At 71.0% G+C, this 14,586-nt stretch carries 14 protein-coding genes and 2 tRNA genes; 11 read left to right on the top strand and 5 right to left on the bottom strand.

The window, feature by feature from the left end; translation table 11 throughout:
- The first annotated feature begins 210 nt into the window (after positions 1 to 210).
- The 7 genes from JAP66_RS03200 to JAP66_RS03230 all read left to right on the top strand — a co-directional run bounded on the left by JAP66_RS03200 (position 211) and on the right by JAP66_RS03230 (position 7,659).
- On the top strand, positions 211 to 1,380 hold the full coding sequence (locus tag JAP66_RS03200; protein WP_199430057.1) for a sensor histidine kinase: 1,170 nt from the start codon (positions 211 to 213) through the stop codon (positions 1,378 to 1,380).
- Positions 1,381 to 1,433: 53 nt separating this feature from the next.
- Complete coding sequence (locus JAP66_RS03205; RefSeq protein ID WP_199430058.1) at positions 1,434 to 2,216, top strand: LytR/AlgR family response regulator transcription factor; 783 nt, start codon at positions 1,434 to 1,436, stop codon at positions 2,214 to 2,216.
- Positions 2,213 to 2,578 (top strand): hypothetical protein, encoded by a 366-nt coding sequence (locus tag JAP66_RS03210; RefSeq protein WP_199430059.1) that lies wholly within the window; start codon positions 2,213 to 2,215, stop codon positions 2,576 to 2,578. Before JAP66_RS03205 ends, JAP66_RS03210 begins: the two co-directional genes overlap by 4 nt.
- Positions 2,575 to 4,350: a sodium/solute symporter gene (locus JAP66_RS03215; protein ID WP_199430060.1), complete on the top strand. Its 1,776-nt coding sequence runs from the start codon at positions 2,575 to 2,577 to the stop codon at positions 4,348 to 4,350. Before JAP66_RS03210 ends, JAP66_RS03215 begins: the two co-directional genes overlap by 4 nt.
- Before the next feature lie 73 nt (positions 4,351 to 4,423).
- Positions 4,424 to 4,768, top strand: coding sequence for a DUF485 domain-containing protein (locus JAP66_RS03220; protein ID WP_199430061.1), 345 nt, complete (start codon positions 4,424 to 4,426; stop codon positions 4,766 to 4,768).
- The gene (locus JAP66_RS03225) at positions 4,765 to 6,375 is read left to right on the top strand and encodes a monocarboxylic acid transporter (RefSeq protein WP_199430062.1); all 1,611 of its coding nucleotides are present in this window, start codon (positions 4,765 to 4,767) and stop codon (positions 6,373 to 6,375) included. Before JAP66_RS03220 ends, JAP66_RS03225 begins: the two co-directional genes overlap by 4 nt.
- 75 nt (positions 6,376 to 6,450) lie before the next feature.
- Positions 6,451 to 7,659, top strand: coding sequence for a cysteine desulfurase-like protein (locus tag JAP66_RS03230; RefSeq protein ID WP_199430578.1), 1,209 nt, complete (start codon positions 6,451 to 6,453; stop codon positions 7,657 to 7,659).
- Positions 7,660 to 7,672: 13 nt separating this feature from the next.
- Here JAP66_RS03230 and JAP66_RS03235 read toward each other — a convergent pair whose 3' ends face one another.
- On the bottom strand, positions 7,673 to 8,488 hold the full coding sequence (locus JAP66_RS03235; protein ID WP_199430579.1) for an ArsR/SmtB family transcription factor: 816 nt from the start codon (positions 8,486 to 8,488) through the stop codon (positions 7,673 to 7,675).
- 267 nt (positions 8,489 to 8,755) lie between these two features.
- Positions 8,756 to 8,829 (bottom strand) — tRNA-Pro (locus tag JAP66_RS03240).
- A 78-nt stretch (positions 8,830 to 8,907) separates the two neighbouring features.
- Here JAP66_RS03240 and JAP66_RS03245 point away from each other — a divergent pair.
- Positions 8,908 to 8,981 (top strand) — tRNA-Gly (locus JAP66_RS03245).
- 129 nt (positions 8,982 to 9,110) lie between these two features.
- Here the strand turns inward: JAP66_RS03245 and JAP66_RS03250 are convergent.
- On the bottom strand, positions 9,111 to 9,893 hold the full coding sequence (locus JAP66_RS03250) for an ABC transporter permease subunit (protein WP_199430063.1): 783 nt from the start codon (positions 9,891 to 9,893) through the stop codon (positions 9,111 to 9,113).
- A complete protein-coding gene (locus JAP66_RS03255; protein ID WP_199430064.1) occupies positions 9,890 to 10,804 on the bottom strand; it encodes an ABC transporter ATP-binding protein in 915 nt (304 codons plus the stop codon). Before JAP66_RS03255 ends, JAP66_RS03250 begins: the two co-directional genes overlap by 4 nt.
- A gap of 101 nt (positions 10,805 to 10,905) precedes the next feature.
- On the opposite strand from JAP66_RS03255, the gene JAP66_RS03260 reads away from it, so the two are divergent.
- Entirely contained in the window at positions 10,906 to 12,117 is a 1,212-nt protein-coding gene (locus tag JAP66_RS03260; RefSeq protein ID WP_199430065.1) for a sensor histidine kinase, read from the top strand.
- A 1-nt stretch (position 12,118) separates the two neighbouring features.
- Positions 12,119 to 12,763, top strand: a complete 645-nt coding sequence (locus JAP66_RS03265; RefSeq protein WP_199430066.1) for a response regulator transcription factor — start codon at positions 12,119 to 12,121, stop codon at positions 12,761 to 12,763.
- Positions 12,764 to 12,863: 100 nt separating this feature from the next.
- Here the strand turns inward: JAP66_RS03265 and JAP66_RS03270 are convergent, their stop codons facing one another.
- Positions 12,864 to 13,328 carry a hypothetical protein gene (locus JAP66_RS03270; RefSeq protein WP_199430067.1) on the bottom strand — a complete coding sequence of 155 codons (465 nt, stop codon included), beginning with the start codon at positions 13,326 to 13,328 and terminating at the stop codon, positions 12,864 to 12,866.
- 98 nt (positions 13,329 to 13,426) lie between these two features.
- On the opposite strand from JAP66_RS03270, the gene JAP66_RS03275 reads away from it, so the two are divergent.
- A complete protein-coding gene (locus tag JAP66_RS03275; RefSeq protein WP_199430068.1) occupies positions 13,427 to 14,581 on the top strand; it encodes a hypothetical protein in 1,155 nt (384 codons plus the stop codon).
- Positions 14,582 to 14,586 lie beyond the last annotated feature (5 nt).

Below are 14,586 nucleotides of genomic sequence, written 5' to 3' on the forward strand. Positions count from 1 at the left end.
GCCACAAACTCCCCCGACGGCGGAAACGTACGGCTCTCGGTGGACAGGTTCTCCAAGGCGTCGTTGCTCATGCGCCGCACCATAAGAGGTCAGCCGCCACACGCCAGTGCCGCGGCGACGGACGGCGCAGGCGGCGGGCCGAACGGTCGATGAGCGTGATAACGGCTGGGTTAGATTGATCCACCGGGTTACGGAGAGGTGGGAGCGAGCATGCCGGTGCCTGCCGAGGAGGGGCTGCGCCGCGGGCCCCTCCGGTCCCGGCGGCCGCGCGACGCAGCGACGGTGCTGGAGACCGCCCGGCACGTGGGCGACGACCTCGCCGACGGGCTGTCCGGGCCGCGGGTGCGGGCGGCCGCGCGGGGCATCCGGAGGTTGCTCGCCGCGGACGGCGTGGGTCTGTCCGACCTGTCCGGAGAGCTCGTCCACGTGGGCACGCTGCCCGCCGACGTCGACGTCGACGCGATGGTCGAGGACGTCCTGCACACCGAGAACCGGCGCCGCCGGGGCCCGGTGGTGGCACTGCCGCTGATCGTCCACGACGAGCTGGCCGGGGTGCTGCTGGTTTCCGGTCCCGCCCGGATGCCTGCGCTGCGCGAGGTGGCGAACCTGCTGGTCGCCGCGCTGGAACGCAGTCACCTCGAGGAGTCCGCCGAGCACGCGGCCGAGGCCGAGCTGCGCGCGCTGCGGGCGGAGATCTCGCCCCATTTCGTCTACAACGCCCTCACCGTGATCGCCGGCCTGGTGCGGTCGGAGCCGGACCGCTCGCGCGAGCTCATGCTCGACTTCGCCGACTACATCCGCTACAGCCTCGCCAGCCACGGTGAGTACACGACGGTCGCCGACGAGTTCCACGCGATCGAGACCTACCTCGCTCTCCAGCGCGCGGTCCTCGGTGACCGGTTGCGGGTGCAGGTGCGGGTCGCTCCGGAGGTGCTCGCGGTGGCCATCCCCTACCTGGTCCTGCAACCGGTCGTGGAGAACGCCGTCCGGCACGGGATCGAGCCGCGCGGCGGAGGCGGCACCGTGCAGGTGCGCGGCGAGGCCGAGGGCGCCGACTGCGTGATCAGCGTCGAGGACGACGGCGTGGGCATGCACCCGGCGAAGGCCGAGCGGCTGCTCGCCGGCAACGGCGCGGCGGCCAGCATGGGCATCGCCAACGTCGACCGGCGGCTGCGCAACGTGTACGGCCCGTGGTTCGGCCTGGTCGTGGAGACGGCCGAGGGAGACGGCACCCGGGTGATCGTCCGGGTGCCCAGGTTCCAGCCGGGCGTGGTCGCCGACGGGCGTGGTTCGCAGCCTGCCGCCTCCGGCGACGGAACGGGCGGCTCCGACCCACCGGCCCCCACGGGTACGTTTCCCGATCGGGAGGGGTGGGCGTGACCATGCGGAACACGTGCAGTTACCCGCTCCAGCCGTAGGGAGGACGCCAAGCCGTGAACGGTACGCAGAAACCCGCCGGGCTGCGGGTGCTGGCGATCGACGACGTGCCGGCCGCGCTGGAGGACCTGTGCAGCCTGCTCCGCGAGGCATCCGAGGTCGCGGAGGTCACCGCGGCCGGTGACCCGCTCACCGCGCTCAAGATGATCCAGAGCGGCCGCTTCGACGCGGTCTTCCTGGACATCTCGATGCCCGGACTGGACGGGCTGGAGCTCGCTTCGCTGCTCAGCAAGCTCGCCGAGCCACCGGTGATCGTGTTCGTCACGGCCTACGACGAGCACGCCGTCGCCGCGTTCGGCATCGGCGCGGTCGACTACCTGCTCAAACCGGTCCGCGCCGAGCGGCTGGCGGACGCGCTGGCAAGGGTGACCCGGATCGCGCCGGCCGAGGATCCCGAGCCGTCGCGCGGCGCCCCGGACGCGATGGCGGCGCTGCCGGTCGAGTCGGCCGGGCGTACCCGTTACGTGCGGCGCGGTGACGTGCGCTTCGTCGAGGCGCACGGGGACTACGTGCGGCTGCACACCGGCACAGGTGTGCATCTGGTGCGGATGCCGATCTCCCGGCTCGAGGAGTACTGGGAGAGCGCCGGTTTCGTGCGCACGCACCGCGGTTTTCTGGTCGCCCTGGGTGCCGTGCGCGAGCTGCGCAGCGACTCGGTGGGCGGCCTGCTGGCGCACACCGACCTCGGGGACGTGCCGGTGAGCCGGCGGCATGCCAGGGAGCTGCGGGACCGGCTGTTGCGGGCCGCGCAGCGCGGCGAGCTCGAACAGCGGGCATGACCACCAACCGCAGGGTCGCGGTGATGAGCCCGCAGACCCGGCTGGCCCACGCGCGGCGGCGGCATCGTGGCCGCTGGCGGCCCGCGACGCTGGACCCGGTCGACGCGCCCACCGCGGCCGCTCTGTACCACCGGCAGCGCGCGCGGGCGATCGCCTCGCTCGGCCTGCTCTTCGCGCTGCTCCTGGGCCTGCCGCTGCTGCTGTCGGTGCTGCCGTCGCTGGACGACGTGCGGCTGCTCGGCGTGCCGGCGTCGTGGCTGGCGCTGGTCGTGGTGCCGTTCCCGGCGATGGTGCTGCTGGCCTTCCGGCATCTGCGCCGGGCCGAGCACGTCGAGGATGCCTCGGGGGAGGATCCGGCGTGATCGCCGCGTTCGCCGTCGCGCCGGTGGTGCTCGTGACCCTGCTGATCGGCCTGCGCGGCGTCGCGGCGATGCGCACGACCTCGGACTTCCTGGTGGCCTCCCGCCGGGTGTCCCCGCTGCTGAACTCGGCCGCGGTGTCCGGCGAGTACCTCTCCGCGGCTTCGTTCCTCGGCGTCGCCGGGCTGGTGGTCAAGGACGGTGTCGGCTCGCTCTGGTACCCGGTCGGGTTCACCGCGGGCTACATCGCGATGCTCACGCTCGTCGCCGCCCCGATGCGGCGCTCCGGCGCCCTGACCGTGCCCGACTTCGCCGAGGCGAGGCTGGCCTCGCCGTCGCTGCGCAGGCTCGCCGCCGTCGTGGTGCTGGTGATCAGCGGGCTCTACCTGGTGCCGCAGTTCCGCACCGCGGGCCTGGTGCTCAGCGTCGTCGGCGGCACGCCGTACTGGGTGGGCGTGGTACTCGCCGGGGTCGCGGTGAGCGCGACGCTCGCGCTCGGTGGTATGCGCGCGGCGACCTACGTGCAGGCGTTCCAGTTCGTCTTCAAGCTGCTGCTGTTCATCATTCCTGCCATCTGGCTGCTGCTCGAGGTCGGGCCCACGGTGCGGGAGCAGGCGGTGCACCCGGTCGAGTTCACCGAGTTCGAGCGGGACACCAGCGTGGTGTTCCGGGTGGGCGCGACGCTGGACGTGCCACCGGGCGCGGCCGAGATCGCTCCGGACGGGACCCGGACGGCCCTGCCGCCAGGCGAGTGGCAGGTGCCGGCGGGGCGCACGGTGGTCTTCCCCGAGGGCAGCCCCGCGCCGGAGCTGCGGGGCGAGACGGCGCCGGGCGCGGCGGGCTGGGAACGGCCGCTGCTGGACCTGCGGCACGAGGGCTACCCGCTGCTGAGCACGTGGGCGGTGCTGATCGCGACGATGCTCGGCACGATGGGACTGCCGCACGTGATCATGCGGTTCCACACGAGCCCGGACGGGCGCGCCGCCCGGCGGACCGCCGCCTTCACGGTGGCGCTGCTCAGCGTCTTCTACCTCTTCCCCGGCATCTACGGCGCGCTCGGCCGGGTACTGGTGCCCCACCTGTACCTGTCGGGCGCCACGGACAGCGCGGTGGTGGCGCTGCCCGCACAGGTCGACACGGGCGCGACGGGCACGCTGTTCACCGGACTGCTCACCGCGGGCGCGTTCGCGGCGTTCCTGGCGACCTCGCTCGGGCTCGTCCTGGTCGTCTCCGGTGCGATCTCGCACGACCTGGTGCCCGGCGGGCTGCGGCAGCTGCGGGTCGCCGTCGTGGTGGCGGCGGCGGTGGTCGTGCTGCTGGCACTACCCGCCGCGCGACTCGACGCCGGCACGCTGGTCACCTGGGGTTTCACCGTCGCCGCCTCGACGTTCTGCCCGCTGCTTGTGCTCGGTATCTGGTGGCCGCGGCTGACGGCGACGGGGGCCATCGCCGGCGTGACGAACGGGCTGCTCGGCAGCTCCGGCGCGTTTCTCGTCAGCCTGCTCGACCCGCCGGTGGACGGCTGGCTGGCAGTGCTGCTCGTCCAGCCTGCGCCGTGGTCGGTGCCGCTGGCCTTCGTCACCATGGTCGGAGTCTCGCTGTTCGGCAGGCCCCCGCCGTGGTCGACGGCCGCGATGCTGCGCCTGCACCTGCACGAGAACCGGTCCTCGCTGATCGCCGATCGCGCGGCGGTGGCCCGCGATCTGGGCCACTCGTCGTGGTCGGCCCGCCGCTCGTCCGCCGTTCGTCGCATCACGCGCCGGTTGGTCCGCTGACGATTCCGGCATTTCGGTGGCCTCCCTACCGTGACGCGCAACACGAACCCGCGCCTGTGACGAGGAGGTCACCGTGAGTACCACCGAGCCCTCGACCCATCCACCCGGGCCGAGGTGGGCCGAGGTCCACGCCAGTGCCGAGTTCCAAGAGCTGCGGCGAAGGCTGCGCGTCTTCGTCTTCCCGATGACACTGCTCTTCCTCGGCTGGTACCTGACGTACGTACTGCTGGCTGACTACGCGCACGGCTTCATGTCCACAAAGGTCGTCGGAAACATCAACCTGGGACTGCTGCTGGGGCTGTTGCAGTTCGTGTCGACATTCGCGATCACCGCGCTCTACGTGCGCTACGCCAACCGCAGGCTGGATCCGATCGCCGACAGGATCCGGATCGAGATCGAGGGCGAGGAGGCGAAGTGAGCACATTGGCGCAGAGCATCGAGGGCGGCAACCCCGCCCTGAACATCAGCATCTTCGTCGCCTTCGTCGTCGTCACGCTCGTCGTGGTGTTCCGCGCGTCCCGCAACACCAAGACCGCGTCGGACTACTACGCCGCGGGCCGCGCGTTCTCCGGCCCGCAGAACGGCATCGCGATCTCCGGCGACTACCTGTCCGCGGCCTCGTTCCTCGGTATCGCCGGTGCCATCGCCGTGTACGGCTACGACGGGTTCCTTTACTCGATCGGGTTCCTCGTGGCCTGGCTGGTGGCGCTGCTGCTGGTCGCGGAACTGCTGCGCAACACCGGCAAGTTCACGATGGGCGACGTGCTGGCGTTCCGGATGCGGCAGCGCCCGGTGCGCGCGGCGGCCGCGACGTCGACGCTGGCCGTGTCGTTCTTCTACCTGCTCGCACAGATGGCCGGCGCCGGTGTGCTGGTGTCGCTGCTGCTCGGCATCACCGGCGAGGCCGGGCAGAGCGTGGTCATCGCCGTGGTCGGCGCGATCATGATCGTTTACGTGCTTGTCGGCGGGATGAAGGGCACCACCTGGGTGCAGATCATCAAGGCCGCCCTGCTGATCGCGGGCGCGTTCGCGATGACGGTGTGGGTGCTGGGCAAGTACGGGTTCAACCTGTCCGACCTGCTCGGCTCGGCCGTGGAGCGCGCGGGCGAGGGTGGCGAGTCGCTGCTCAACCCCGGCGCCAGGTACGGCGAGAGCGGGCTCACCAAACTCGACTTCCTCTCGCTGGGCGTGGCGCTGGTGCTCGGCACCGCGGGTCTGCCGCACGTGCTGATGCGCTTCTACACCGTGCCCACCGCCAAGGACGCGCGGCGCTCGGTGGTCTGGGCGATCGCGCTGATCGGGCTGTTCTACCTGTTCACTCTGGTGCTCGGCTACGGCGCCGCGGCGCTGGTGGGCGCGGACACGATCAAGGCGGCACCGGGCGGGTCGAACGCCGCGGCGCCGTTGCTGGCGCAGGAGCTCGGCGGGCCGTTGCTGCTCGGGTTCATCGCGGCGGTCGCGTTCGCGACGATCCTGGCGGTGGTGGCCGGCCTGACGATCACGGCATCGGCCTCGTTCGCGCACGACGTCTACGCGAACGTGATCAAGAAGGGCACCGTCGACAGCAAGGACACCGAGGTCCGGGTCGCCCGCATCACCGCCTGCGTGATCGGCGCGCTCGCGATCGTCGGCGGCATTCTCGCCAAGGACCAGAACGTGGCGTTCCTGGTGGCGCTGGCGTTCGCGGTGGCGGCCTCGGCGAACCTGCCGACGCTGCTGTACTCGCTGTTCTGGAAGCGGTTCAACACCCAGGGAGCGCTGTGGTCCATCTACGGCGGCCTGCTGGTGACGATCGTGCTGATCGTGTTCTCGCCCGCCGTCTCCGGTGGCGACGACGCGATGATCACCAGCGTGGACTTCCACTGGTTCCCGCTGTCCAACCCGGGCCTGGTCTCGATCCCGGCCTCGTTCTTCCTGGGCTGGCTCGGCACGATCCTGTCGAAGGAGCACCTGGAGGACAAGCACCGGGAGATGGAGGTCCGCTCCCTCACCGGCGCGGGCTCCGAGAAGGCCACCGCCCACTGAGCGGTGTGCTATGAACGACCCGTTACTGGCACAAAATGCCAGTAACGGGTCGTTCATGAACGTGTGGAGGTGGCGTTGCCGTACGACGTGGCCAGGGTCCGCGGGCACTTCCCCGCGCTGCACGAGGGCGCGGCGCATTTCGACGGACCGGGCGGCTCACAGGTACCCGACGCCGTGGCCGACGCCGTGGCGGCGACCCTGCGCTCGGCGATCGCCAACCGCGGCGCGGTCACGGCGGCCGAACGGCGGGCCGACGCGACCGTCACCGAGGCGAGGCAGGCGGCCGCCGACCTGCTCGGCGCCGACCCCGGCGGCATCGTCTTCGGCCGCAGCATGACCCAGCTGACCTATGACCTGTCGCGGACCCTGGCCAGGGGCTGGGGTGACGGCGACGAGGTCGTCGTCACGCGACTCGATCACGACGCCAACATCCGCCCGTGGGTACAGGCCGCCGAAGCGAACGGCGTCACCGTGCGCTGGGCGGACTTCGACCCGGAGAAGGGCGAACTGGACGTCGCGACGGTGGCCGGACTGCTTTCCCCGCGCACGCGGCTCGTCGCGGTGACGGGGGCGTCGAACCTGCTCGGCACCCGTCCCGACCTGGCCGCGATCGCCGCCCACGTACATGACGCCGGAGCACTGTTCTATGTGGACGGTGTGCATCTCACGGCGCACACGCCGGTCGACGTCGCGGCGATCGGCGCGGACTTCTACGCATGCTCGCCGTACAAGTTCCTCGGCCCGCATCTCGGTCTGGTCGCCGCCGATCCGGCGCTGCTGGAGGCCCTGTGGCCGGACAAGCTGCTGCCCGCCACCGACCGGGTGCCGGAACGGTTCGAGCTGGGCACGCTGCCCTACGAGCTCCTCGCCGGTACCACCGCCGCGGTGGACTTCCTCGCGGGGCTGGTACCCGCGAGCGGCTCGCGGCGGGAGCGCCTGACCGGCTCGATGCGGGCGCTTGAGGAGTACGAGGACGGCCTGGCGCGGCGACTGGACGCGGGGCTGGCGAAGCTCGGGGGTGTGACCCGGTACGGCGCGCCGGATCGGCAGCGCACGCCGACGGTGCTGTTCTCCGTCGACGGTGTGCCCCCGGCCACCGTCTACGAAGGGCTGGCGCGACGTGGTGTGAACGCCCCGGCCGGCAGCTTCTACGCGCTGGAGTGCTCGCGCCACCTCGGCCTCGGCGACGGCGGTGCCGTGCGGGCGGGCATCGCGCCCTACACCACGGAATCCGAGGTGGACCGGCTGCTCGCCGCCGTCGCCGAGATCGCCGCGCGGCGGTAGCGGCACGCGAGCGTCAGCGGCTCTGCGCGGCGGCCTGTGGCCCTGGCAGAGTGCGGCCGGTTTCGAGGAGGGTCTTGAGGCCGGCCAGCAACTCCGGCCAGCCGCCGCTGACGGCCTCGCGCATCCAGCCGCCCGGCTCAAGGTCGTCGTGCGTCACGGTGAGCCGCACAGCGGAACCGTGCGGCTCGATCTCGAACGTCACCTTGGAGCGCCGCTCCTTGCGCCGCTCGGCGAACTCCTCCTCGGTCCAGCCGAAGTGCTCGGCGTGTTCCGGCTGGAAGTGGTGCCAGCTGTAGGAAAGGCGGCGGTAGGGCGCTGCCTCCAGCACCACCTGGCCGAGATCCTTGAACTCCTCGCCGGGGGCGTTCTGCAACCTGACCGGCGAGCCCACCTCCCAGTCGGACTCGAGGGCGACACCACCCCAGTACTGCCGGGTGAAGGCGGGGTCGGTCAACGCCTGCCAGAGCCTCTCCGGTGTCGTGTCGATGTAGGTGGTGTAGACGAACTCGGTGCTGTCCATCGGTTCCTGCTCCAATGCCCGCTTGAGGTCGGCCAGCGCGCGGATCCGCTCGCGGTTGTAGCGGTCGATCCAGCGCTCGGTGATGGCGTTGATCGGTGCGGCGTTGAGGTAGTGCAGTTTCTCCCGGCCGCGCCACCTCGTGGTCACGAGTTCGGCCGCCTCGAGTACCGCCAGATGCTTGCTGACGGACTGCCGGGCCATGTCCAGCTCGGCACACAGCTCGCGCAGGCTCTGCCCGTTGCGTGCGTTCAGGCTGTCGAGCAGCCGGCGACGGCCGGGGTCGGCCAGAGCCTTGAACACCTCGTCCATACTCACGCCATTCCTGTCATGCAGCCGTCCGGCTGCATGACAGACTATAGGCAGCCGTCCGGCTGCATGTCAACGCCCGCGAGTCCCCCGCCCAAACCCGCGAGTTCTGCACTCAGGCCTGCGAGTTCCGCACTCGGACCATCCGATGTTGCGAACACGGCTCGACCAGCCGTCGCGAGACGGGTACGGAGGGCGGGGAGTGATACGGCCGGGCCGACGCCGGCTGCTTCCCGCGAGCGCGAGAAGCAGCCGGTCAAGGCGACAAAGTCGGGGTGACAGGATTTGAACCTGCGACCCTTCGCTCCCAAAGCGAATGCGCTACCAAGCTGCGCCACACCCCGATCCGCCACACCCCGGGCGGTGTGTGACCGCCCCGGCGGGTGCCGTTAGACTACCGGCGCGGCTGTTAGCAGCCCGGCGCGGGTGTAGCTCAATGGTAGAGCCCCAGTCTTCCAAACTGGTGGTGCGGGTTCGATTCCCGTCACCCGCTCCAGCACGGAAGCCCAGGTCACCAGGCAGAACGGACGGCGGTTTCCCAGCAAGGAAGCCGCCGTTTCGCCATTCCGTGCCATCCGGGCCTCCCACGACCTGGCCAGCGCGACACGCCGGCCGGGAACGCCGCTCAGGCGTCGCGGCGGCGCAGCACCAGGTAGCCGCCGACGAGCGCGGCGGCGGTCCAGAGCACGAGGATGCCGACCGCACCCCACTGGCCGTACTCAGGGCCGAACCGCGGATCGTCCGCCGGCCCGGTGAGGTGCATGAGCACCATCCCGGCCTGGTCCGGCAGGTACTGCGTGACGGTCTTGACCTTCGGGACGTTGCCGAGCCCCTGCGAGCCGAGGAACAGCAGCGGGAGCAGGATCGCCAGCGAAAGCGCCGAGCTACGCAGCATCGCCGCCACGCCCATCGCGATCACGCAGATCAGCGTCAGGTAGAAGCAGGCGCCGACGGCGGCGAACACGACCCTGTCCCCGCCGAGCGAGACAGCGCGCGGGCCGAGCCCGGCCTGTGCGGCGTAGAACGTCGCGGTCACGGTGACCAGCGCCGCCGCGGCGGCGACGAGCGTCCCGGCCAGCACCTTGGCACCGTAGAACCGGCCGCGCCACGGCACCGCGGCCAGCGACGCCCGAATCGTTCCCGACGTGTACTCCGAGCTGACCACGAGGACGGCGAACGCCACGAGGGCGAGCTGGCCCAGCATGAGGCTGTAGAACGTGGGGTACAGCGGGTCGAAAGCCTCCTGCTGCTCACGTGAAAGGCCGGAGATGTCGCGGAAGGTCCGGCCGAGCGCGTAGCCGAGGCCGACACTGAGCACGAGCGCCAGCAGCAGGGTCCACGCCGTCGACCGTACGGATCGGATCTTGGTCCATTCGGCGACGACCGCTCGTCCGGCCGTGGCGCTCACCGCTGCCCGCCTTCGGTCCGGTAGTCCAGGACGTCACCGGTGAGGCTCATGAAGGCCTCCTCGAGCGAAGCCGACTGGGTGCTCACCTCGTGCACCGTCAGATCATCCGCCGAGGCGAGCTCGCCGATTCGTACGGCGCCGGCGCCGTACGCGTGCAACGAACCGTCCGGTCCGTCGGTCAGCCGGATACCGGCCGCGGTCAGCACGTCGCGCATCCGTTCCGGCTCGGGCGTCACGACGCGCACGTAGGAACTCGAGTTCGCCTCGATGAAGTCGCTCACCGTCGTGTCGGCGAGCAGCCTGCCGCGCGCGATCACGACGAGATGCTCGGCGCTGAGGGCCATCTCGCTCATCAGGTGGCTGGACAACAACACGGTCCGTCCTTCCCGCGCCAGATCCCTCAGCAGGTTGCGGAGCCACTGGATACCCTCGGGATCCAGCCCGTTGAGCGGTTCGTCGAGCAACAGAACCGGTGGGTCGCCGAGCAGCGCCGCGGCCAGACCGAGTCGTTGCGTCATGCCGAGTGAGAAACCCCCGGCACGCCTGCGGGCGACTCCTTCGAGTCCGACCAGATCCAGGACCTTCCGCACACGCGCCCCGGGAATCCCGTTCGTCTGGGCGAGCCACAGCAGGTGGTGGTAGGCGCTGCGGCCACCGTGCACGGCCTTGGCCTCCAGCAACGATCCCACGTGCCGGAGCGGCTCGGAAAGGTCGCGGTAGCGCACGCCGTCGATGAGGACCTGACCGCCGGAGGGACGATCGAGGTCGAGGATCATCCGCATCGTCGTGGACTTGCCGGCGCCGTTCGGGCCGAGGAATCCGGTCACCTGTCCCGGCCGGACCGTGAACGACAACCCGTCGACCGCGACGGTCGGGCCGTATCTCTTGCTGAGCTCGCACACTTCGATCACCCGGCCGACGCTAAGTACCGGGCCGATCGTGGTCAGTCCTCGAAAGTCGTCACCGTGCCTGCGAAAGTGGATCGGCCACACCGGCACGTAACCTGCTGACCATGGGCCGACATCTCCCCGCCGCCGTCGTCGTCCTGGTGACCGGCGCCGCCCTGCTGGTGGCCGGGGCCACGGGCCCTTCCTGGTGGCAGATCGCCGGGTATGCACTGGCCGTCGCGCTGGTGATCGTGCTGCGGTACCGGAGCACGACGGCAGCGCTGGTGGCGGGCCTGGTGCTGGCCTCGGTGTCCGGCATCGCCTTCGTGCTGCTGCTCTGGATCGCCTACCAGGCCGGCCGCGACATCAAGTCCCGTTCCGACCTGGCCACGGTGGCCGGCGCAGCGGCCGGCTACCTCGCCGTTCAGTTCATCACCGGGCCACCAGGTCTGCAGGGCCTGCCCAGTGTCGTCGCCACGTTCGCGGTGTTCGTGGCAGGCCCGCTGCTCGTCGGGCGCTATCTCGCGCAGCACGAACGTCTCGTGACGACGCTCGGCCGGCACAACGCACAGCTGCGCCGGGAGCGGGAGCTCCTCGCCGAGCGGGAACGGCTGCGCGAGCGCCTGCGCATCGCCCGGGATCTGCACGACTCCCTCGGCCGCCGGCTCAACCTGGTATCGGTGCAAGCGGCCGCACTGGAGGTGCTCGCCCTGCCACCGCAGCGGCAGGCCGCCCGGGCGGTGAACGACGCGGCGCGTGGCGCCGTGCACGATCTGTACGAGCTGGTCGGCACCCTCCGCGGGGAGAACGCCGAGCACGAACCGTCGCCACCTGGGCTGGAGGCGGTCGGCGGCCTCGTCGCCGAGTTCCGGGAGGCGGGGGTACCGGTCACCCTGCACCGGCGCGGGGCGGTGCGGCCGCTGTCCGCGGCGGCGGGCCAGGCTGCGTACCGCGTGGTCGAGGAGACACTGAACAACGCGGCCAAGCACGCACCCGGCCGGCCCGTCACGGTGCGCGTCCAGTGGGAGGACGACGCACTCCTACTCACGGTCGTCAACCCGGTCCCCGATGGTCGCACCGGTACCGGCGCCGGATACGGGCTCTCCGGGCTGGGCGAGCGGCTTGGGCCGCTCGGCGGGTTCCTGGACTACGGACCGTCCGACGAGGGGTTCCGGGTCACCGCGATGCTGCCTGCGGACACCGGTGAGACCGGCGAGGTGACCGACGAAGCTTCGCCGCCCTCCCTCGGACGCGTCCGTACCACCGCCGTCGGCCTCGCCACGGCGGCCGTCACGTTCGCCGTCCTGCCCGCCAGCCTGGTAGTGGGGGCCGGCTGACGTGATCAGGGTTCTGGTCGCCGACGACGAGCCGCTGGTCACCGCGGGCATCCGGACGGTGCTGGAGTCGGCGGGCGACATGGAGGTCGTCGCCGAGGCGGGTGACGGCCGGACGGCCGTGGACCAGGCGATCAGCCATCGCGCCGATGTCGCGCTGATCGACATCAGGATGCCGGTGCTGGACGGGCTGAGTGCCATCGAGCAGCTGCGCCGCCGGATGCCCGCGCTGCGGATCGTGGTGCTCACGTCGTTCGGTGCGGAACCGAACGTGCTGCGTGCCCTGCGCGCCGAGGTGGCGGGATTCGTGCTCAAGAACTGCAGGCCCGAGGAACTGGTCCGCGCGGTCCGGGCGGTACACGACGGCGAGGCGTACCTGTCCCCCGAGGTGACGCGCCTGGTGCTCGGGATGGTCGCGCCCGTCGACGCCGGGCGCAGGCAGGCAGCGGCCGAACGTCTGGCGGCGCTGTCCGCAGGCGAGACAAGGGTGCTGCACCTGGTGGCCGAAGGGCTGTCCAATGCCGACATCGGCCGGCGGCTGAACATGAGCGAGACGACGATCAAGACCTACGTGAGCCGGATCCTGACCAAGCTCGGCTGCGCCAACCGCGTCCAGGCGGCGCTGCTGGCGCGAGACGCCGCCGTCTAGAGACCAGCGGTGATGAGCAACCACTGGAGCAGGTCGGGCGCGGAGGTCAGCACGAAAGCGCCGAGCCACACCACGAGCACCACCGCCAGCACGGTGAAGATCAGCAGAACGGGCGCGTGGAAGACATCCGGACCGGTCCGGCGGAAGGCGTCCCCGAGCAGGAGCCCGACTGCGGCCGCGGTGGCGACGCTGCCGGGCAGCCGTCGTGCCCGACGTACCGGAAGGCCAGGCCGAAAACGGTACCCGCGACCCCGGCCAGGGCCAGCCAGGTCGCCAGGGTGACGAGATCGATCTCGTACGGCATGCCGGCGTACTCGATGCCGTACACGACCTTCTTGCCGACGTAGAACGCCACGACCGCCGCCGCCAGCGCGACGATCGCCCGCACGATCGCCCGGCACGCGGCCTGCCGCCTGGTCACCAGCACGGCGAGCACGATCCGCAGCGACGTGGAGTAGTAGGCCACCGCCGCGAACGCCCCGGACAGGAGCCCCGCGCTCGCGACCAGCAGCAGTCCCGGGTAGCCCGGTGTTCTCGCGGGACGGTCGGCGCCGGGATCCTCCATCGCCCGCTGTCTACCACAGCTGATCGTCGCGGCCCGGCTCCACCGGAGCGTACGAGCAGGCACAACGGGGTAGCCAGGCGCCGAGGGAAGGGTGGCACATGCCGAACGGCGACGACGAAGAGCGTGAGGTGACGGTCGGGCTGCTGGCCGATCCGGGACTGCCCACCGAACTGGCGACCGCGCTCGTGGACGAACTACCGGGCGCGCTCTCCGACCGCGTCAGCGACCAGGTGCGATGGCGTGTCCACGTGCGCTCCGAGCCGCTGACCCTCAACGAGCACGGCAAGATCCCGCTCGTCCAGAACGCGAGGGAGAAGCGGTCGCGCGAGGGCTGGGACCTGATGGTGTGCCTGACCGACCTGCCGCGCCAGGTCGGTCACCAGCCGATCATCGGCGAGTTCAACGCCGAGCACCGGGTGGCACTGGCCTCGCTGCCCGCGATCGGCTCGTTCCGCCTGCGCAAGCACCTGCGCGACACCGTCGTGTACCTGCTCGACGCCCTCATCCACGGCACCGGCCTGCCCGGTCCCGCCCGCGACGCGCGCGGACGGCCGAAACGCGGGCCGGCCGAACTGATGTCGCCGGTACGCCACCTCAGCAACCCCGACCGCGACATCGACGAATCGATCACGCTGACGGGACTGCGCGGCCGCGTGCGGCTGCTGCTGGGGATGGTCCGGGACAACCGCCCCTGGCGGCTGGTGCCGAGCCTGTCCAGCGCACTCGCCGCCGCGATGGCCTCGGCAGCCTTCGGCGTCTTCTTCTCCACGATCTGGACACTGGCCGACGCGCTGAGCGTCGGCCGCCTCACGCTGATCAGCCTGCTTTCGGTCACGACGATGGTGACCTGGCTGATCATCTACAACGGACTGTGGGAGCGGCCGCGTGCCCAGGAGTGGCGCGGCCAGCCGGTGCTCTACAACCTCGCCACGGTGCTGACGCTGTTCGTCGGCGTGGCCGGCATGTACATGCTGCTGTTCGCGATCGTCCTGGTCGCCGCCCACGTGGTGATCGCGTCCAGCTACATGGAGAGCCAGCTGGGCCACCCCGCGACTTTCACCAGCTACGTGAAGCTGACCTGGCTCGCGAGCTCGATGGGGATCGCCGCGGGCGCGCTCGGATCCAGCCTGGAGAGCGAGGACGCCGTCCGGCAGGCCACCTACAGCAAACGCGAGCGCGAGCGCCGGGAACGCCGCAAGCAGCAGGAAGCCGAGGAGAGACAGCAGGAGCAGGAGCGGACCACAGAGGACTGAGGCGC

The organism is Qaidamihabitans albus (assembly GCF_016464705.1).
GTDB lineage: Bacteria > Actinomycetota > Actinomycetes > Mycobacteriales > Pseudonocardiaceae > Qaidamihabitans > Qaidamihabitans albus.

Bases quoted from the DNA above. Each gene is read 5' to 3' on its own strand.
- JAP66_RS03210 (WP_199430059.1), top strand. From the start codon at position 2,213: ATGACCACCAACCGCAGGGTCGCGGTGATGAGCCCGCAGACCCGGCTG.
- JAP66_RS03200 (WP_199430057.1), top strand. From the start codon at position 211: ATGCCGGTGCCTGCCGAGGAGGGGCTGCGCCGCGGGCCCCTCCGGTCC.
- JAP66_RS03270 (WP_199430067.1), bottom strand. From the start codon at position 13,328: ATGGAGGATCCCGGCGCCGACCGTCCCGCGAGAACACCGGGCTACCCG.
- JAP66_RS03275 (WP_199430068.1), top strand. From the start codon at position 13,427: ATGCCGAACGGCGACGACGAAGAGCGTGAGGTGACGGTCGGGCTGCTG.
- JAP66_RS03260 (WP_199430065.1), top strand. From the start codon at position 10,906: ATGGGCCGACATCTCCCCGCCGCCGTCGTCGTCCTGGTGACCGGCGCC.
- JAP66_RS03235 (WP_199430579.1), bottom strand. From the start codon at position 8,488: ATGGACGAGGTGTTCAAGGCTCTGGCCGACCCCGGCCGTCGCCGGCTG.